Source organism: Micromonospora sp. NPDC049230, assembly GCF_040647875.1.
Lineage (GTDB): Bacteria > Actinomycetota > Actinomycetes > Mycobacteriales > Micromonosporaceae > Micromonospora.
This window is the reverse complement of record NZ_JBEZCZ010000032.1, coordinates 60,414-79,784: the sequence shown is the minus strand read 5'-3', so window position 1 is coordinate 79,784 and position 19,371 is coordinate 60,414. Positions and strand designations below refer to the sequence as shown.

Below are 19,371 nucleotides of genomic sequence, written 5' to 3'. Positions count from 1 at the left end.
GTCGGCGTCGGGTCGGGCCGTCCGGCCCAGGACGGCAGCACAGGGGGGACGCCTGTCGGCGTCGGATCGGACCCACCGGCCCAGGGTGACAGTGCCGGCGGCGTACTGGTGGGCTCGGCGTCGGACCCGCCGGCCCACGACGGCCGTACCGACGGAATGTTGGTCGCCGCCTCGGACCCGGCAGCCCAGGACGGGCGTGCCGGCGGCGCGCTGGCCGGATCGGATTCCCCGGCCCAGGACGGCCGCATCGGAGGGGCGCTGGTGGGCCCGGGGTCGGACCCGCCGGCCCAGGACGGGCGGTCGGCTCGGGGCGCGCCGGATGCCTCGGACCCGGCCCAGGAGGGGCGGTCCGCCGGCGGGCCGCTGGTCGGCGTGGGGCCGCTGGCCCAGGAGGGGCGCTCGGCGGCCGGTGGTGTCATGTCCGCCGAGGACACCGGCGGTCCGCTGGTAGGGGACGGGTCCGCTGCCCGGGGCAGGCGACCGGCGGGTGGAACGGCGGCCGGCGCGGCCCAGGACGGGCGATCGGACGGCGGCGAGCTGATCGGCTCGGTGGGGCGCACCGGCGTGGAATCGGAGCCGGGCTCGCCCCGGACGGGGTCGTAGCCGCGGGGCTGATCGGCACGCACCGGCTCGTACGGGCGAGGCGACTCGGCGCGCACCGGCTCGTACGGCTGGTGGGGCTCGGCGACCCAACCCGGCGTGGACTCGTCCCGGGACGCGGGGGCAGCCGGCTCGTCGTCCTGGCGGGACCAGGGCGGAGCCCACCCGCCACCTGAGCTCGGGCGGTTCCAACTCGGCCCCGACCAGTCCGGCTCGATGGCCGCCGATTCCCCGGCCCGCTGCTCTCCCCCGGCGCGTTGCGTTTCCGCTGGCCGGGAGGTGTCTGCGGCACGACCTGGCTCGGTCACGTCGGCGTGCCCGGGCGTGCGGCCCGGTGCTGACTGCTCCGGTGGGAGCGGGTCCCGCCAGTCGCGTGGCGCGGGCGGGTCGTCGGCGGCCAGCCGCTCGGTGGTGGGCGCGCGAAAGCCGGGCGGCACCTCGAACCCCGACGCGGCGGTGCCGACGGGCGGCACCTGGACGGCCGGCGGCGCCGAGGTCGGCAGGCCGGGCTCGGCCCAGCGGGCACGGTGGGTGGCCGGATCCACTGTGGGAAGGGTGGCGGGGCTCGGGTCGGGCTCGCCGGCGGCCTGCTCCAGCGCGGGCGCGGGGCGTTGGGCGGGCACCACCAGCCGGTCGCCGGGCATCTCGGGTCGACCCTCCGCGGGCAGCCCGGGCGGGCCACTCACCGGCGTGGGGCGCCCGGCGGCTGGTTCGAGGCCGGGATGGCGGACGCCGTTGGCGCCGTCGGGGTGGTGCACGCCGTTGGTGTGGTGGCCGTTGGCGCGGGCCGGCGGAGCGAGGTCACCCGGCGGCCCGACCAGGGGCGACGGCAGGTCGCCGTGTCGACTGGAGGAGGTGCGCCAGCCGGACGCGGGGTCGGGTTGCCAGCGGGGTGCCTCGTCCTGGGCATCCTCGCGATCGGCGGCCCGGGGCCACCCACCCGCCGGGGGCGCCCACCCGCTGACGGGACGGCCCGGGTCGTCGTGCTGACCCGCTCCGTCACCGTGCTCTCCCGGGGTGGCGGCTCCGGGTTGCCCTGTTTCACTCACCGCGCGCTCCTTGGTCGCCCCCGCTGAGGCTACCGTGTGCCGAGAGTGGCGATAAGTTACAGCGGCGGAGCATTTCCACGACGGGGGTCACGGGCCCTGCCCGGTCTGGGGGGAAAATGCCGGCTCGTACGGAGAACTCGGAGGATCCCATGACCGCTGCGGGGAACGGTGCACAGACCGCCGGCCGGCCCACCCGCCTGCCCCGCTCCGCGCGCCGTAAGCAGCTTCTCGCTGCGGCGCAGGAGGTGTTCGTCGCGCAGGGCTACCACGCCGCCGCGATGGACGACATCGCCGAGCGGGCCGGGGTCTCCAAGCCGGTGCTCTACCAACACTTTCCCGGGAAGATGGATCTCTACCTGGCGCTGCTCGACACGCACTGTGACGCCATCGTCGCTCAGGTGCAGGACGCGATGCGCGGCACCAGCGACAACAAGGAGCGGGTCGGCGCGTCGGTGCGCGCGTACTTCGACTTCGTCGACCACGAGAGCGAGGCGTTCCGCCTCGTCTTCGAGTCGGACCTGCGCAACGACCCGGCGGTGCGGCAGCGGGTGGAGCGGGTCGAGCAGGGCTGCATCGCGGCGATCACCGACACCATCATCTCGGACACCGGGGTGAGTCGGGCGCACGCCGAGCTGCTCGCCTCCGGGCTTGTCGGCGCGGCGGAGACTGCCGCGCAGTTCTGGCTGGCCGGTGGCCGCCAGGTGCCAAAGGCCGAGGCCGAGGCGTTGGTTGCCGCGTTGTCCTGGCGGGGCATCGCGAGCTTCCCGCTGCAAGGTGAGTCAGCCTGACCGCTGACCCCGTGATCGGATAGCCTTCGCAGGGCGGTTCTTTCGCCCCAGTTGAGGAGGCACAGTGGAGGTCAAGATCGGCGTGCAGTACGCGCCGCGTGAGCTGGTACTGGACAGCGCGCAGTCGCCGGCCGAGATCGAGCAGATCGTGACCGACGCCTTCGCCGGTAACGGCGGCACGCTCTCCCTGACCGACGAGAAGGGCCGGCGGGTCATCGTTCCGGTCGAGAAGGTCGCCTACGTCGAGATCGCCGAGGCGTCGCCCCGGTCTGTCGGTTTCACAGTCCGCTGACCGGTCCGGCCATCGCGGCAGGTCGGCGTTGGCCACCTGCCGCGGGCCGGCCCCGCCCCGGCCCGGTGCGCCGCCGCGCGGGCGTCGGTGACCCGCACGGGGCACACCCCCACCCCCTCTCTGTGACACAAGTCACCATCGTGGCCCCCGCGTGGCGTCTGGCCGGCGGGGAATCGGGACGAAGCCATGCCTGTTCAGGTAGCATGGAGCAGTTGCCGTGGGCGCCGATCTGATCGAAGCTCAGCCCGCGGCGCGCGTGCGGCCCGGTCCGGCTCGGCAATCTGCCGCCGACCGTGTGGCCCGCGTCATACCGATCGCGCCCTGAGGACATGACGGGCGCACCCACGAGAGGGCACCCCCACATCCACATGAGCGAGCTGACTCAAGATTTGCTGGACGGCCAGGAACTGGCCCCCACCGCCCCGGTTCGACCGGAGGCCCCCACGTTCGCCGCACTCGGCGCCCGCGCCGAGACCGTCGAGGCCCTGGCCTCGGCCGGCATCACCCGCGCGTTCGCCATCCAGGAGTACGCGATCCCGATCGCGCTGCGCGGCGTCGACCTGATCGGTCAGGCGCCCACCGGCACCGGCAAGACCCTCGGCTTCGGCGTGCCACTGCTGGACCGGGTCTTCGCGCCGTCCGAGGGCAGCGACGGCGTCCCCCAGGCGCTTGTCGTGGTCCCCACCCGCGAGCTGGGCATCCAGGTCGCCAAGGACCTGGCCGCCGCCGGCCGGACGCGCGGCGTCCGAGTGCTGCCGATCTACGGCGGCGTGGCGTACGAGCCGCAGATCGACGCGCTGCGCAAGGGTGTCGAGATCCTGGTCGGCACCCCGGGCCGACTGATGGACCTCCAGAAGCAGAAGCACCTCCGTCTGGACCGGGTGCACGCACTCGTCCTCGACGAGGCCGACCGGATGCTCGACCTGGGCTTCCTCGACGACGTCGAGAAGATCCTGGCGATGCTCCCGGAAGACCGCCAGACGATGCTCTTCTCGGCCACCATGCCGGACCCGATCGTCACCCTGTCCCGGCGCTTCCTGCGCCAGCCGATGACGATCCACGCCGGGCACACCGCCGAGACCGGCCCGTCGCCGCAGACCCAGCAGTTGGTCTACCGCACCCACTCGATGAACAAGGTCGAGGTGGTGGCGCGCATCCTCCAAGCGGAGGGGCGCGGGCTGACCATGATCTTCACCCGGACCAAGCGGGCCGCCGACCGGGTCGCCGAGGATCTCGACTTCCGTGGGTTCGCGGTCGCCGCCGTGCACGGTGACCTCGGCCAGGGTGCCCGCGAGCGGGCGCTGCGGGCCTTCCGGGCCGGCAAGATCGACATCCTGGTCGCCACCGACGTGGCGGCCCGCGGGCTGGACGTCACAGGCGTCACCCACGTGATCAACTACGACTGCCCCGAAGACCAGGACACCTACACCCACCGGATCGGTCGCACCGGCCGGGCCGGCGCGACGGGCGTCGCGGTGACCTTCGTCGACTGGGACGACATGCCCCGCTGGCGGATCATCGACAAGACCCTCGGTCTGGAGATGCCGGAGCCGCCGGAGACGTACCACACGTCGCCGCACCTCTACACCGACCTGCACATCTCCACCGAGGTCAGCGGCACTCTGCCCACCGGCGAGCGCACTCGGGCCGGGCTGTCCGCCGAGATCGAAGAGGATCTGGGTGGCACGACCCGCTCCCGCCGGGGCGACAGCGGTGGTCGGGGTCCCCGACGCGGTGAGAGCCGTGGCGAAGGGCGGGGCGAGCGCCGTGGTCGGGGTGACGGTCGCCGGGACCGCTCCGACTCCGGCACTCCGGCCGTCGCCGAGGCGCCCATCGCCGACGCGGCCGAGGAAGGCACCCGTACCCCCCGCCGCCGGCGTCGCCGCCGGGCCGGTGAGGCGGTCGGGACCGAGCCGACCGCGGTGATCTCCGCGGACGCCGGCCCCACCGAGCCGGTCACCGCGTCCGACGGCGAGCCGTCGAAGCCGCGCCGCCGTCGGCGCCGTCGTGGTGGCGGTTCCGATTCGGGTACGCCGGCCGAGGCGACCGCCGACTGACCACCAGCCACACCCGACATCCCCCGCACCGCCTCGCGCGGTACGGGGGATGTTCCCTTCTCCCACCCCACCTGCCGAAGATGGAACGATGCCGCAACCACTGGACGCCGCCCTGACCGAGATTCGGGCGCTGCTACTCGACCCCGCGCTGACCCGGGCGGTCGCCGCCGGGCGTCGACGCGGCCGCCGCCCCACCGTCGAGCGGGCCGAACTGCGGCCGGTGCGGCTCAAGGCCGGGCCCCGGATGCAGATCACCACGTCCGACGGCGCCCGTCCGTACACTCGCAACCTCGCCTCCGGCCCCGAGGCCGCCGCGGCGATCGACGAGTTGCTCGCCGAGCCGTTCGGTAACTGGCACGTCGAGACAGCCGACGCGACCCTCCAGCTGCGGGTGACCAAGTCCGGCGAGGCGCAGGTGCACCGGTCCGCGACGTCCCGGCCGGCGGCGACGCCCACCGGAAACGACCGGACGAAGGAATACCTGCTCGACCCGGGTGACCCGATCTTCGCGGAGATCGGTGGGTCGGCGGCCAAGCGCCGCCAGGTGGACGCGTTCCTCCGCGCCCTGGCCGCGACCCTGCCCGACGAGCTGACCGGGTCGCTGCGGGTTGTCGACCTGGGCTGCGGCAACGCCTACCTGACGTTCGCCGCGTACCGCTACCTGTCCGGGCGAGGGCTCGACGTCCAGCTGATCGGCGTGGACGTCCGCGAGGACCAGCGGCGGCGCAACACCGAGCTGGCGCAGCGGCTGGGCTGGGCCGACCAGGTCAGCTTCGTGGCCGGCACGATCGCCGACGCCGTCGTCGACCCCGCCCCCGACCTGGTGCTGGCACTGCACGCCTGCGACACCGCCACCGACGAGGCGCTCGCCCGAGCGGTGCACTGGGAGGCCCGCTGGGTGTTGGCCGCGCCGTGCTGCCACCACGACCTGGCCAAGCAGCTGCGCGCCCACCCCGCCCCGCCCCCGTACGACCTGCTGACCCGGCAGGGCATCCTCCGCGAGCGCTTCGCCGACGTGCTCACCGACGCACTGCGCGCCGGTCTGCTGCGGGCGCACGGGTACCGGGCCGAGGTGGTGGAGTTCGTGGACTCCCAGCACACGCCGCGCAACCTGCTGATCCGCGCCCGCCGCACCGGCGTCGAGGCGACCGAACCGCAGCGCGCGGAATACCGCGAGTTGGTGGAGCAGTGGCAGGTCACGCCCCGACTGGCGACCCTACTGGCCAGCGACGGGGAGCCGACCGACCGGCAGCCCGCGATCTAGTCGGCGCCTGGGCGACGGCTAAGGCCTGTTTTCATCGGGGCGGTCGTGCCGAGGCGGAGTCCGGGCGGCGAGCCGTTTCGTTCGGATACCGGTGTGGTATCCGGGCGAAACCGCAACGCCGCCGGCCGTCGTCCGGGCCCGCCGTTTCTCATGAAACAGGCCTTAGTGACGCCGTTCGCCGTTGCCGCGACGATCCCGGCCGCTGGTGCGCTCACCACGGTCGAGGACCGTCACCCGCTCGCCTCCGCCACGCTGGCCGACCCGCTCGCCGTCAGCCGGAGCGGTGGGAAACGGCACCACCTTGCCCGTGCTCTCGGCGTTGCCGGCGGCGGCGAAGGCGTTCCAGGAGATGTCCACGAGCAACTTCTTCACCTCCGCGTGCCGGATCGCGGCGTTGTGCTGCAACGCCACCCGGGCGCCCAGCACCACGCCGACAAGCGTGGTGGTGATCGCGCCGGTGGCTGCCAGCACCTGTTGGCCGGTCGCGGAGTCGGTGCGGAGCACCAGAACCAGCAACCAGATCCAGAACGCGGCGGCGAAGACGCCGGCCTTGGCGACGAAGAAGAGGCTCACCGCACCGGGCTGGTACGGCTGGGGGCGGCTCAGGTCGGCCATGGTGCTCCTCGGCGGTGGTCCGGTCGAACAGGGCGGGGGTTCAGACGCCATGCCGGGACGGGCATCGAGCCTAGTAGAACAGTGATGATTGTCGCTCGGTGCGAGTTGCGGTCGGCGCACATCATGGCGGAGAAAAAGTCTCACCCACGGGACAGTTTGTGCGCTCAGTCAATGGTTTCGGCCCCGAGCCGTACTACCCTCGGAAGGCGCATCGTCCCGGCGCTCCGGCAGGGGGAAAGACACACAGGGATGGGATCAGCCGACGTAACACCGCAGATGGCCTTCGCCCGCTTCGTCCGGCGTGCCATCGACGACGCTCGCGACGAACGTGGCTGGACCGTGACCGATCTTGCCGCACACACGGGCGTGGGCCGTTCCACCGTGTTTCGCTGGCTGGCCGGTGACTGGCAGGACTACCCCGAGCTCGCCAAAGTCCGCGGCTTCTGCGCCGCACTCGACCTGCCGGTCGCTGCCGCGTTCCGCGCCCTCGGCCTGCCCGACGCCGGCCCCACTCCCCGCCGACGTCACGACGACGGCCCCGTCGAGGCCGACGTCCGGGCCATCCTCGATCGACTGGCCGACCCGACGGTCCCCGCCGAGGAGAAGCACCACATCCGCGACCTGCTCCGCTACCTAGCCCGCCGCCCCATCCGCCGAGCCGGCTAACCCCCTCCCCACCCCCCACCCCCACCCCCCACGCGTTGATCATGACGTTATAGCCGCGACACGCCGAGGCGAGAGGCAATAACCTCATGATCAACGCGGGCTGGGGGGAGGGGGCCGGGGGGAGGGGGAGGGCAGCGGGGAGGCGGGTTAGGGGACTGTGAGGGTTAGTTCGGCGGTGTGGACTTTGGCTTTTACCTGGAAGTCGAGGTAGACGCGATAACGGCCTGGGCCGGGGGTGGTCAGCCAGAACTTGATCTGACCGTCTACCAACTCCGGCTCCGGGTGCACGTGTAGGTAGCCGAGGTCACCCTCGCGTAGCGCCACCAGGTGTCCGTACGCCCCGAGGTAACGCTCCAGCGGCGCGGCACCGTCTGCGCCGTCGACCCGGAAGGTCAGTGGCACGTTCGCCCCGACCTGCGGAGTGCCCTGATAGCCGACGGTGAACCCGTCCACCGTCGTCGAGGTGGCCGGTGCGGGCAGCGGCCGAGGCTGGTAGTCGCCGGGCACGACCAGGTCCGCGCCGAGGATCACCGCGGTCTGCGCGCCGTTGTCGGCGACCACTGTGAAGTCGGCGTACGCGCGCCAGATGCCGGGCTGCGCGAGGGTCAACGGCACCGACCAGGTGCCGTCCGCCGCCATGGTCGGGTGCAGGTGCTGGTAGCCGGTCAGGTCGCGGCGGACGACGATCAGGTGCATCGGCTTGTCGTGGACGACCGCGAAGCGGGTCACCGGCCTGCGCTGCGTGTCGCGCACCTGGAAGCGGAGCTGACCGGGGCGGCCGGCCACGAACTCGGTGCCCAGCGGGGCGAGGGTGAGCCCGGCCGAGCTGACCGCCAGCCCGCCCGGCTCGATGCCCACGCCCTGGTCGGTGCTCGTGGCGGTGCCGTGGCTGTGCGGGCCGACGCCCGGGGGGTCGGTGTGCTCGGCTGGCAGGGATGGGCTGCCGGGGGCAGTCCCGGTGGCGTTCAGCCGGCCGAGGCCGAAGCCGAGCAGCACCGCAAGCACCAACCCGCCGACCACCAGCGCCAGCCGGAGTGTGCTCCGATCCGGCGCGGCGGAGACCGGGTCGGACGACACCGGCACGGCGGACACCACCGCCGCGTCGGGGACCTGGTCGGACGCCGCCACGTCGGAGACCGGAGCAGCCGCCGCCGACGCGTGGGGGGCCTGTTCAGGCACCACCGGCACGGCGGCGGGGTGCTGATCGGTCATGACTCCCACCGTACCGCCGTGGCCAGCCACCTCAGACCGCCGCCCGGACGGCGTGGCGACTGTCGCATTCGCCGCCGCCGGGGAACTTTCCGCGCCGACCCGCCCGAACCGGCCCACCCCGGCGCGGGCCAGCGTGGATCAGCCGGCCACGGCGAGGGCGAGCGGAAGCACGTCTGGTGCGCCGGCCCGGCGCAGTGCCCGGGCCACAAGCGTCATCGTCCAGCCGGAGTCGACAAGATCGTCGACGAGCAGCACCGGACCATCCAGCCCGGCCAGGGCCTGGGCCAGGTCGGCCGGGACGGTGAACGTGTCGTGCAACGCGCGTACCCGTTGGGCGCTGTTGCCGCGCGGTCCCGCCGGGCCGCCCGGACCGGCCGGGGTGACCTCGCCGAGCAGCGGCAGCCGGCCCACTGCGGCGATCCGCTCGGCCAACGAGCCGACCAGCCGGGGCCGCCGCCGGGAACCGACAGCGACCACACCCACCGGCCGGCGCGGCCACGGGTCGTCGCCGTGCGCCCACGCCTTCAGTACCTCCACGACCGCGCCGGCTACGTCGTCGGGCACCGGCGCGTCCGGTGCCTCCGGGCCGACGAGATCACGCAACCGCCCACCCCAGCCCAGGTCGGAGAGGCGCCCGACGGCCCGGCCGGCCAGCGCCTGCTCCGCGGGGACGATCCGGCCCTTCAGCGGTACGCCCACCGCGTCCAGCCCGGTCGGCCAGAGCTTCTTCGGGGCGATCTCGACGCCGGGTCGGCCCAGGAACGTCTGTGCGGCGGCGAGCGCCGCCGTCGACACGTCGGCGACGAAGAGTGGGTCGGCGCACCTGTCGCACCGCCCGCAGTCGGTCGCCCCGGTGTCGTCCAGGCACTCCCGTAGATACCGCATTCGGCAGTCGGGCGTGGCCGCGTACTCCCGCATGGCCTGTTGCTCGACGGTGCGTGCCTCGGCGACGCGCCGCAACCGGGCCTCGTCATAGACCCAGGGCTCGCCGGTGGCGAGCCAACCACCGCGCACCCGGCGGACCGCGCCGTCCACGTCGAGAACCTTGAGCATCAGCTCCAACCGGGCCCGGCGCAGGTCGACGAGGGGTTCGAGGGCCTGGGTGCTGAGCGGTCGGTCGGTGTGCAGGGCGGCCAGTACGGCACGCACCTGCTGCTCCGGAGGGAACGCCAGCGAGGCGAAGTAGCGCCAGATCGCGGCGTCCTCGGCGCCGGGCAGCAGCAGCACCTCGGCGTGCTCGACGGCGCGGCCGGCGCGGCCGACCTGCTGGTAGTACGCGATCGGCGAGGGCGGCGCGCCCAGGTGCACGACGAAGCCCAGGTCGGGCTTGTCGAAGCCCATGCCGAGCGCGCTGGTGGCGACCAGCGCCTTGATCTTGTTGTCGAGCAGGTCCTGCTCGGCGGCTCGTCGGTCGGCGTCCTCGACCTGACCGGTGTACGACGACACCGGGTAACCGCGGGAGCGCAGGAACTCGGCAGTCTCCCCCGCTGCCGCCACGGTCAGCGTGTAGACGATGCCGGAACCGGGCAGCTGGTCCAGGTGGTCGGCGAGCCAGGCCAGCCGGTGCGCCGGGCTGGGCAGGTCGAGTACGCCGAGGCGCAACGACTCGCGGTCCAGGGTGCCGCGCAGGACGAGGGCGTCACCCAACTGCTCCGCCACGTCCTGGGTGACCCGGGTGTTGGCGGTGGCGGTGGTCGCCAACACCGGAGTGCGCTCGGGCAGCTCGGCGAGGAACGTACGCAGCCGCCGGTAGTCGGGCCGGAAGTCGTGCCCCCAGTCGGAGACACAGTGCGCCTCGTCGACCACCAGCAGCCCGGTGGTCGCGGCCAGCTTCGGCAGCACACCGTCGCGGAAGTCGGGGTTGTTGAGCCGCTCCGGGCTGATCAGCAGCACGTCCACAGCGCCGGTCTGGATCTCGGCGGTGATCTCGTCCCACTCGTCCAGGTTCGCCGAGTTGATCGTGCGAGCCCGGATGCCGGCCCGAGCGGCCGCCTCGACCTGGTTGCGCATCAACGCCAGCAGCGGCGACACGATGACTGTCGGCCCGGCCTGGTGGCCCTGCTCGCGGTCCCGCAGCAGGGCGGTGGCCACGAAGTAGACGGCCGACTTGCCCCAACCGGTGCGCTGCACGCAGAGCACCCGCCGGCGGTCGACGACAAGTGCCTCGATGGCCCGCCACTGGTCCTCGCGCAGCCGGGCGTGGTCGCCGGCCAGCCGACGCAGCACCGCCTCGGCCCGTTCCCGTACCGCCGCCCGCTCGTCGCCCATCCGGCATTTCTACCAGCCCACTCCGGAGAAACCCCACGATCAGCGGGGCACAGTGGGCCCCGCCTCCACCGCTGACGGCGTGTCCGTCGGCGGGACGGGCGGCGGCAGGAAGAGCAGGACGCCGCGGAGCCCGTCGACAACCCCGAGGGGCAGCGGGCAGCGCGCGGCCAACTCCTCCATCGACGCGTACGGGCCGCGTACCCACCGGTCCATCGCCACCTGCCGGCGTTGCGCGTCGGTGAGCCCGGGCAGTGTGGCGAGCACGTGGTCGGGTACGGCGTTGACGTCCACCAGCCCGCCATCGTCGAAGGCGCGGGGCAGGTCGGGGCGGCCGATCGCGAACTCCAGACGCGCCGAGGGATAGCGGTGCAGCAGGTTGCGCGCCTGTTCGCGGCGCAGCCGGCGCTCCTCGTCGCGTGCCTGGGCCAGCTGCGGCCGGCCGGTGATCCGCCCCCAGACCCACCGGTTGAGCAGGACCACGTGCAGGGCGCCCACCAGCCAGCAGAGGCCGATCACGCCGAGCCCGAGGAACGCCTCGGCCGCCGAGTCCTCCTTCTCCGGGTCATCGGTGGCGATCATGAAGACCAGCAACACCGCGGTGAGGAGATAGCCGACGGCCGCGAGGCCGAGCCGTCGACTGCGGCGCCGCACCGCGTACGCCAGAATCACCAGCCAGGTCCCGGTGCCGAACGAGAGCAGTGGCAGGAGGGTGCCGGCGACGGTGGCCGTGGTGCTCACCCACGTCGGCAGAGGGTGCCGCTCCCGGCGCGGCTGGTCGACCGCGAACGGGGACGGCGGCCCGGCGGACTGTGCGGGATACAACGGTGACGGCAGATCCGCGTACGGCGGGACGGCCGTCTGGGGCGGTGGGATCGACGCCCGCGCCGGGACGGCCCGGGTGGGCGGTGATGCGGAGGGCGATGCGGTCGGGGCAGCCGGATGCGAGTCGGCGGACGGTTGCGCCGGCACCGCGTTCTCTGCCTGCCGCGCGGCGGAAGCCGAAGCGGGCCACCCTGTTTCCGGGACGCCCGCGACGAGGGTCGGGTCGGAGCAGAGGATGCGTCGGTGCAACTCCTGAAGTGCCTCGCCCGGCTCGATGCCGTACTCCTCCCGGAGCAGGTCACCGAACTCCCGGTAGGCCGCGAGCGCCTCCGCCTGCCGCCCGCTGCGGTAGAGGGCGAGCATGAGCTGGTGCCGCAGTCGTTCCCGGACCGGGAACTCGGCCACCACCTCCACAAGCTCCCCGACCATCTCGCGGTGCCGGCCGAGGTCCAGCATCAGGTCGGCCCGGGTCTCCAACGCCACGGCCCGCAGCTCGACAAGTCGTTGCCGGGCCGCCTCCAGGAACGGTCCGGTGAAGCCGGTGAACGGCTCCCCCTGCCAGAGCGCCAGGGCGGTGGCCACCTCGGTCAGCGCCTCGGCGGCACGACCCTCGGCGCGTCGCTGCCGGGCGCTGTGGATTCCCCGTTGGAAACGGACGGCGTCGAGCGCGTCCGGATCGACGCGGAGCAGATAGCCGGCATCGGTCAGGCTCAACACCTGCCCCGGCGTACGCGGTGACCGGTCCGGCTCCAGCACCCGGCGCAACCCGGCGACGTACTTCTGCACCACGTTGGGGCCGTTCGCGGGCGGATCCTCCGGCCAGACCGCCTCGACGATCTGCCCGGTGGGCACCGGACGCCCCGCGGAGAGCAGCAGAACTGTCAGCACGGCACGCTGTTTGCCGGGACCGAGGTCGATCTCGCGGTCCGCGTACCAGGCCCGCTGAGGACCGAGGATCTCGAAACGCAGCGTTGCTGACATGCGAATTCCCGCTCCTGACACCTCCGGCAGCGCCAGACGGCAGTGCCCGGCAGCCGGACGGCAGCATATCGGCAGTCGAACCGCCGTGCCTGCCCACAGGATGGTCACCGGCACAGGCCACGCAGCGAGAAAGAGAATGTGATGACACAGGCAACGGGCAGCGCGAGCACCACCCGACGCACGGTTGGCGTGATCGCCGCCATGCTGGCCACAACCACCCTGCTCGGGGGGTGTGGGCCCAAGAGCGAACCGGCTGCGGCACCGCAGAGCAGCCCGAGCGCCAGCCCGACCGCCACCCCCAAGGAGGCGCTCCTCGACGCCGTTCCGGACGGCACCGAGGGGACGTTCCGGTTCAGTGGCAAGGACGCGACAAGCACGATCAGCGGACGAGTCGACCCGAACGCGAAGGGCGTCGAGCTGAACACCACGATTCCGCCCGACGCCGACGGCATCTCCGTCAAGATGTCGGTGCTGATCATTGCCGAGGAAGCCTGGATGAAGATGAAGTTGACAGGCCAGGCGGGCCTGCCGAAGTTCCCGGACAAGTGGATGAAACTGGACCGCACGAAGCTCACCGACAGCGACACCATCCCGGCCTACGACGGTGTCGACCAGGGCAACGCGGGTCCGCTCATCCAGGCGGCCACCTCGGTGCAGGAGCAGAGCCCCGGGCAGTACGCCGGTGTCATCGACGTCAGTGCCGGTAACGCCGCCAAGGTGCTGGAGGAGGGTGAGGCGGCGGCGCTGGGCGAAGCCGCCAAGTCGGTGCCGTTCACCGCGGTGGTCGGCGCGGACAAGCAACTGTCCTCGCTGACGCTGAAGATCCCGGCCGCCGGCAAGGCGAAGGCGTACGACTACGTGATCAACTACGCCGACTACGGCACCGCGCCGACGATCAGCGTACCGACCGGCGCCGCCGCGACGAACGCGCCGAAGATGGCGTACGAGATCTTGAACGGCTGACAGACGACGCACGAGGGGCGGCGGCCACACGGGGGTCCGCCGCCCCTCGGCGTACGTGTGCGTCAGCGGCCGAGGACCGACCCCCCGTTGACGCCGAGGACCTGGCCGGTGACGTAGCCGGCGGCCGGGCTGGCGAGATAGCGGACAGCCTCGGCGATGTCGTCCGGCACCCCGGCCCGCCCGACTAGTGTCGCCGCCACCCGCTTCGCGTGCCCCTCTGCGGTCATCCGGTCACCGAAGAAATCGGTCTCGGCGACATAGCCCGGGCTCACCACGTTGACCGTGATCTGGTCCGGGCCGAGCTGCGCCGCCAGGTCGTACGCCCAGCCGTGCAGGGCCGCCTTCCCCGCCGAGTAGGGCCCGCCGCCGCCACGCTGCGCGGAGATCGAGCTGACCAGGATCACCCGCCCGCCGGGTCGGCGCAGGACCGGCCGAAGCGCCTCGGTCAGCAGTACGGCGGTGAGGACGTTGGCGTCCAGGTTGGCCCGCCAGTGCGCGGCGATCCCGGCCAGTGTGCCGGTGTCTCCGGCCAGATAGCTGCCAGCGTTGTTGACCACCACGTCGACCGGCCGACCGTCAACCGCCGCGAGCACCCGGTCGACCTGTTCCGGCTCGGTCAGGTCCGCGGCCACCGCGGTCACGGAGTCCGGCCGCCCACACTCGGAAGAGATCCGTCCGGCGGCAGCAGTCACCACATCAGCCCGCCGCCCAACGATCAGCACGTCGTACCCGTCCCGAGCAAGCGAACCCGCCACGGCCGCCCCAATCCCAGTCCCGCCCCCACTAACAACAGCAATCCGCGACCCCATGCCCAACCTCCCCATCCACAGAACCCCGTCGATCATGACGTTATCGCCATCCACAACGGCGTGTCGTAGCTATAACGTCATGATCAACGGGGTGGGCGGGTGGGGCGGAGGGCGCGGGTCAGGGGGGCCAGGCGGGGGGCCAGGCTTGTCAGGCCTCCGGGGAAGAAATAGACGGCCAGGATGAAGACCGTGCCCAGGACGAAGAGGGGCTGGCTCAGCGGGCGGCTCAGGACGGCCGGCAGGTTGTCCACAGCGTCGCTGGTGCCGAAGGCGGTGAGCCGGTGGTCCAGGTACATGTAGAGGACACCGCCGAGCACCGGACCCCAGCGGGTGCCCGGCCCGCCGAGCACCACCATGACCAGCAGCGACAGGGTCAGCTCGGAGGACGTGATGTGTGGTGACGCGCCGCCGACGATCAGGACGTAGACCACCCCGCCGGCCGAGGCCAACCCGCCGGCCAGGGTGAACGCCACAAGCTTGTAGCGGTACGGGTCCAGCCCCAGCACGCCGATCCGCCGCTCGTCGTCGCGCAGCCCGGCGAGCACCCGCCCGGTCGGCGACCCGCTCACCCGGTGCACCACCAAGACCACGAGCGTCAGGTACGCGAGTGCCAACCAGTACAGGTTGACAGTGTTGGTCACCCCCACCAGCCCGGCGGGCAGACCTGACACGTCCAGCGGCAGGCCCTCCTCGCCACCGGTGAGGCCACCGAAGTCCCGCGCGACCAGGATCGCGCCGACCTGGGCGAACGCCAGCGTGACCATGGCGAACGCGATGCCCACGGTCCGCAGCGCCACCGCGCCGAGCAGCGCCGCGAGGATGGTGCCGCCGGTGATGGTCAGCAGCGCCGCCTGCCACAGCGGCAGCCCGGCCCTGGTGATGAGGATGTCGGTGCCGTACACGCCAGCGGCGAAGTACAGCGCGTGCCCGAAGGAGAGCATGCCGGTCCGGCCGAAGAGCAGGTCGTACCCGGCGGCCAGCCCACCGAAGATCAGGCAGATGGCGAGCAGTTGCAGGGTGCCGGGCGAGTTGACCGGCCCCTCGAAGATCCCCGGCAGGGAGATCGTCGAGTACGGCAGGATCGCCAACACGACCACCGCGACCAGCGGCAGGAACGGGCGTACGCGATGCACCCGACCCGGTCGCGGCGAGGTGGGGACCGGTGCGGGTGTTGCCTCGATGAGCGTCATGCCGTTGCCACCTTTCCGGCGATGCCCTGCGGACGCAGCAGCAGCACCACGGCCAGCAGCCCGACCACGCAGATGTCGCCCAGCCCGGACGTGCCGTAGTAGTTGACGAACTGCTGCACCAGCCCGACGACGACCGCCGCGTACGCGGAGCCGACCACCGAGCCCATCCCACCGATCACCACCACGATGAACGCGAAGATCAGCAGCGAGCTGCCCTGGCCGGGCGAGACGGTGCCGAAGTAGACCCCGCCGAGCGCCCCGGCGAGCGCGGCTGCCGCCCCACCGATGGCGAAGACGAGCGTGAACGCCTTGCGCACGTCGATGCCGAGCGCTGTCACCATCTCCCGGTTCTCCACACCGGCCCGGATCACCAGGCCGTACCGGGTCCAGCGCAGGAACGCCAGGATCGCGCCGAGCACCAGCACCGCCGCGATGATCAGCAGCAGGCCACCGTTGGGCACCTGCGCGCCGAGGATCCCGGTCACCTGCCGGGTCCAGTCCGGGCGCGGGAAGGCGCGGGCGTCCGCACCCCAGGTGGCCTGCAACAACGCCACCCCGGCCAGCGACAGGCCGACGGTGACCAGCACCTGTTCGATGGTGCGGGAGTAGAGCGGGCGGATCAGCACCAACTCGACAAGCACCGCCACAAGCGTGCCGGCGGCCACCCCGAACGCGACAGCGAGCACGAAGCCGAACCCGTCGGAGCCCGCGCCCGGCAGGTTGCCCGCCGCCCACCAGGTGCCGTACGCGCCGACCCCGAGGAACAGCCCGTGCGCGAAGTTGAGCACGTCGGCCAGACCGAAGACCAGGGACAGGCCGGACGCGACAAGGAAGTACAGCGCCGCCAGGCCCAGCCCGGTCAACGTCAGCAGGATCACGGTGCCCATCAGTGGTTCACCTCCGCCGAGCCCACACCGAGCAACGACTTCGTCAGCGCCGTCTCCAGCAGCAACTCGCGGGCGTCGCCGGTCCAGGCCACCCGGCCGGCGGCCAGCACCACCGCGTCGCGGGCCAGCCGGCGTACCACCGCCAGGTTCTGCTCGACGAGCAGCACCGGCACCGACTCCGCGACCCGTTCCAGCACCTCGGCGACCTCGGTCACCACCTTCGGCGCCAACCCCTTGGTCGGCTCGTCGACGAGCAGCAGCCGGTTGTCGTTGAGCAACACCCGCCCGATCGCGAGCATCTGCTGCTGCCCGCCCGACAGCGAACCGGCCCGTTGCCGTCCGCGCCGGTCCAGCTCCGGGAAGAGCGCGAAGACCTTGTCGTACGCCGGGATGGTGCCGCGCCGTTCGGCGAGCCGCAGGTTCTCGGCGACGGTGAGGCCGGCGAACACGTCCCGGTCCTCGGGCACGTAGCCGAGCCCGCCGCGGACCAGCCGGTGGGTGGGTCGGGCCAGCAGGCTCTGCGCGCCCATCCGGATGGTGCCGCTGACCTCCCCGGCGGGCGGGGTGAGGCCGAGGATCGCGCGCAGCGTGGTGGTCTTGCCGACGCCGTTGCGGCCGAGCAGGACGGTCACGCCGGTCGGCGCGACGGTGAACGACACCCCCTGGAGGATGTGCAGCCCGGAGATCCGGACCGACAGGTCCTCCACAGTGAGAACGGGTTCCATCAGCGCCGCCTCCGTTCGCGACTGCGGGGCTCGCAGACCCGGCTCACTCCTCGCGCTCACAGCGACTCCCCCAGGTAGGCCTCTTGCACTGTGGGGTTCGCCATCACCGTCTCCGGGGTGTCGCACGCCAGCAACGCGCCGTGGTGCATGACCGCGATCCGGTCGGCCAGCTCCAGGATCACGTCCATGTGGTGCTCGACCATCAGCACCGCCCGGCCGCTGTCGCCGGTCAACGACCTGATCACCGCCACCAGCTCGGGCACGTCCTCGGCGCTGACACCGGCCATCGGCTCGTCCAGCAGGATCACCCGCGGTTCGCCGGCGAGCAGCAGGGCGATCTCCAACTTGCGCTTCTCGCCGTGGGCCAGGGTGCCGGCGAGCGCCGTACCCCGGTGGGCGAGGCCGACCCGGTCGAGCGCCGCGTCGGCGGCGGCGACGACCTCCCGGTCGGCCGCCGCCCGCCGCCACAGCGCCATCGAGCCCCCGCGGTGCGCCTGCACGGCGAGCCGGACGTTCTCCCGCACGCTGAGCGAGCCGAAGACCGAGGACGCCTGGAAGGTACGGCCCAGCCCGAGGCGGGCCCGCCGGTGCGGCGGCAGCGCCCCGATGTCCTGCCCATCCAGAACCACCCGGCCCTCCGTGGCCCGACGCAGGCCGGTGATCAGGTTGAACAGTGAGGTCTTGCCGGCGCCGTTCGGCCCGATCACGCCCAGGAACTCCCCGGGCGCGAGGTCGAGGTAGACGTTGTCGACGATGGCGACCTCACCGATCCGCCAGGTCAGACCGCGGGTGGCGAGCATGGCTCAGCCCTTCATCGCCACGGCCGGCGGCGCGGTCTCGTCACCGGTGAGGCTCTTCTGCGCGGTGGCCGTGAACGCGGTGCCGCTGCCGGTCAGCTTGGCCTGGAACATCGGTTGGAGCAGCGCGTGGTCGGCGGCCCGGATGGTCATCTTGCCCTTGACCCCGTCGAAGCTCCAGCCCTCCAGGGCGGTGACCATCTTGTCGACGTCGTCCCCACCCTCCCGCACCGCACGGACCACCATCTGGGCGGCGGCGAAGCCGTCCGGGTGGAACAGGTCGATGGTGCTGACCTTGGCCTTGAGCGCCTTGCTGGCCTCGGTGTCGCTGGCACCGTCGAAGTAGTGCGACAGGAAGGAGATCTTGGTGCCGGCCGCGCCGAAGGTGGGCCAGGACGAGCGGATGTCCAGGCCGGTGACGACTGTGGTGGACGAGAGCACGGCCTGCTGGTCGAGGCTCTGCCACATGGCCGGGGCGGTGGTGCCGGCCCAGGCCACGAAGAGCAGGTCCGGCTTGGCCGCCTTGATCTGGCTGGCGAACGGGGTGAACTCGGTGGCGCTGGCCGGCGCCCGGACGCTGCTCACTGTGGCACCCGCGGCACCGATGACGGCCTTGACGGCAGCCTCGTTGGCGTCACCGAACGCGCCGTCCTGGGCGAAGACCACCACCTTCTTGCCGGTCGGGTCGCCGATGAACGACTTGGCGGTGACAACGTCCTGGTAGGACTGCCGGCCCGAGCGGAACGTGTACTTGTTCGCGCCGGTCACCGCGTCGGTGGCGGCCGGGCCGGAGATGAACAGCACCTTGTTCTGCGCCGCGATCGGAGCGACCTGCAACGCCACCCCGGAGGCGGTGGAGCCGGCAATGATCTTCGTACCCTTGCCGATCAGATCCTTCGCGGCGGAGACCGCCTTGGCCGGGTCGCCCGCGTCGTCGACCTCGGTCAGCTCGATCTTCCGGTCGCCGACCTTGCCGGTGCCCTGGGTGGCGAAGTCCAACCCCGCCTTGAACCCCTCGATGTACTGCTTTCCGTAGCTGGCCAGGGCTCCCGACTGGGAGTACACCAGGCCAACCTTGACCGGTGCGGCGTTGTCGCCGCCGCCGGTGGCGGTGTCCTGCGGGCTACCGCAGGCCGTGGCGGCCAGCGCCGCGGCCATCATCGTGGCGGCAGAGAGGAACGCCCGCCGCGTGTGCCGGACCGTCATCGCGACTCCAGGTGAGGACAGGATGCTGTGTTGTCGGCTCACGCTAGAAGTGACGTCACCCACGGGCTATGTGGCGGAAACACACAAGTAACGGGAACGAGGTAGCCGAGGGTTACAACGGGCCGCACCGCCACCTCGCGGCCGGTTTCCCCGATGGCCCGAACCCCCACCGGCCGCCCG

Annotated in this window: 16 protein-coding genes; 6 read left to right on the top strand and 10 right to left on the bottom strand. The window is 72.4% G+C overall.

All coding sequences use genetic code 11. The features are described 5' to 3' along the window. Window positions 1–1,798 precede the first annotated feature (1,798 nt). The 4 genes from AB0A95_RS24450 to AB0A95_RS24435 all read left to right on the top strand — a co-directional run bounded on the left by AB0A95_RS24450 (window position 1,799) and on the right by AB0A95_RS24435 (window position 6,050). The gene (locus AB0A95_RS24450) at window positions 1,799–2,437 is read left to right on the top strand and encodes a TetR/AcrR family transcriptional regulator (protein ID WP_110563158.1); all 639 of its coding nucleotides are present in this window, start codon (window positions 1,799–1,801) and stop codon (window positions 2,435–2,437) included. Window positions 2,438–2,501: 64 nt separating this feature from the next. Beyond that, window positions 2,502–2,729: a DUF3107 domain-containing protein gene (locus AB0A95_RS24445; RefSeq protein WP_110563159.1), complete on the top strand. Its 228-nt coding sequence runs from the start codon at window positions 2,502–2,504 to the stop codon at window positions 2,727–2,729. A gap of 368 nt (window positions 2,730–3,097) precedes the next feature. Then, window positions 3,098–4,786 carry a DEAD/DEAH box helicase gene (locus AB0A95_RS24440; protein WP_357558087.1) on the top strand — a complete coding sequence of 563 codons (1,689 nt, stop codon included), beginning with the start codon at window positions 3,098–3,100 and terminating at the stop codon, window positions 4,784–4,786. A gap of 88 nt (window positions 4,787–4,874) precedes the next feature. Further along, the gene (locus AB0A95_RS24435; protein ID WP_357558086.1) at window positions 4,875–6,050 is read left to right on the top strand and encodes an SAM-dependent methyltransferase; all 1,176 of its coding nucleotides are present in this window, start codon (window positions 4,875–4,877) and stop codon (window positions 6,048–6,050) included. Between the two features lie 162 nt (window positions 6,051–6,212). Here AB0A95_RS24435 and AB0A95_RS24430 read toward each other — a convergent pair whose 3' ends face one another. After that, window positions 6,213–6,665 (bottom strand): hypothetical protein, encoded by a 453-nt coding sequence (locus AB0A95_RS24430; RefSeq protein ID WP_357558085.1) that lies wholly within the window; start codon window positions 6,663–6,665, stop codon window positions 6,213–6,215. A 249-nt stretch (window positions 6,666–6,914) separates the two neighbouring features. Here AB0A95_RS24430 and AB0A95_RS24425 point away from each other — a divergent pair, with 249 nt between their 5' ends. Beyond that, complete coding sequence (locus AB0A95_RS24425; RefSeq protein ID WP_355027716.1) at window positions 6,915–7,331, top strand: helix-turn-helix domain-containing protein; 417 nt, start codon at window positions 6,915–6,917, stop codon at window positions 7,329–7,331. A gap of 147 nt (window positions 7,332–7,478) precedes the next feature. On the opposite strand, the gene AB0A95_RS24420 is transcribed toward AB0A95_RS24425, so the two are convergent. From AB0A95_RS24420 to AB0A95_RS24410, 3 genes are all read right to left on the bottom strand, one after another. Beyond that, window positions 7,479–8,543, bottom strand: coding sequence for a hypothetical protein (locus tag AB0A95_RS24420; RefSeq protein ID WP_357558084.1), 1,065 nt, complete (start codon window positions 8,541–8,543; stop codon window positions 7,479–7,481). Window positions 8,544–8,681: 138 nt separating this feature from the next. Beyond that, window positions 8,682–10,811, bottom strand: a complete 2,130-nt coding sequence (locus tag AB0A95_RS24415) for a DEAD/DEAH box helicase (protein ID WP_357558083.1) — start codon at window positions 10,809–10,811, stop codon at window positions 8,682–8,684. A 39-nt stretch (window positions 10,812–10,850) separates the two neighbouring features. Further along, window positions 10,851–12,614: a BTAD domain-containing putative transcriptional regulator gene (locus AB0A95_RS24410; RefSeq protein WP_357558082.1), complete on the bottom strand. Its 1,764-nt coding sequence runs from the start codon at window positions 12,612–12,614 to the stop codon at window positions 10,851–10,853. 141 nt (window positions 12,615–12,755) lie between these two features. On the opposite strand from AB0A95_RS24410, the gene AB0A95_RS24405 reads away from it, so the two are divergent. Continuing rightward, window positions 12,756–13,577: a hypothetical protein gene (locus AB0A95_RS24405; RefSeq protein ID WP_357558081.1), complete on the top strand. Its 822-nt coding sequence runs from the start codon at window positions 12,756–12,758 to the stop codon at window positions 13,575–13,577. 62 nt (window positions 13,578–13,639) lie between these two features. Here AB0A95_RS24405 and AB0A95_RS24400 read toward each other — a convergent pair whose 3' ends face one another. The 6 genes from AB0A95_RS24400 to AB0A95_RS24375 all read right to left on the bottom strand — a co-directional run bounded on the left by AB0A95_RS24400 (window position 13,640) and on the right by AB0A95_RS24375 (window position 19,191). Then, window positions 13,640–14,386, bottom strand: coding sequence for an SDR family oxidoreductase (locus tag AB0A95_RS24400; protein WP_357558080.1), 747 nt, complete (start codon window positions 14,384–14,386; stop codon window positions 13,640–13,642). An 83-nt stretch (window positions 14,387–14,469) separates the two neighbouring features. Then, complete coding sequence (locus AB0A95_RS24395) at window positions 14,470–15,576, bottom strand: branched-chain amino acid ABC transporter permease (protein WP_357558079.1); 1,107 nt, start codon at window positions 15,574–15,576, stop codon at window positions 14,470–14,472. Then, window positions 15,573–16,463 carry a branched-chain amino acid ABC transporter permease gene (locus AB0A95_RS24390; RefSeq protein WP_357558078.1) on the bottom strand — a complete coding sequence of 297 codons (891 nt, stop codon included), beginning with the start codon at window positions 16,461–16,463 and terminating at the stop codon, window positions 15,573–15,575. Before AB0A95_RS24390 ends, AB0A95_RS24395 begins: the two co-directional genes overlap by 4 nt. Beyond that, window positions 16,463–17,188, bottom strand: a complete 726-nt coding sequence (locus tag AB0A95_RS24385) for an ABC transporter ATP-binding protein (protein ID WP_357558077.1) — start codon at window positions 17,186–17,188, stop codon at window positions 16,463–16,465. The genes AB0A95_RS24390 and AB0A95_RS24385 overlap by 1 nt, the downstream gene beginning before the upstream one ends. 56 nt (window positions 17,189–17,244) lie before the next feature. Next, window positions 17,245–17,988: an ABC transporter ATP-binding protein gene (locus AB0A95_RS24380; protein WP_357558076.1), complete on the bottom strand. Its 744-nt coding sequence runs from the start codon at window positions 17,986–17,988 to the stop codon at window positions 17,245–17,247. A gap of 3 nt (window positions 17,989–17,991) precedes the next feature. Then, a complete protein-coding gene (locus AB0A95_RS24375; protein ID WP_357558075.1) occupies window positions 17,992–19,191 on the bottom strand; it encodes a substrate-binding domain-containing protein in 1,200 nt (399 codons plus the stop codon). Window positions 19,192–19,371: the final 180 nt, after the last annotated feature.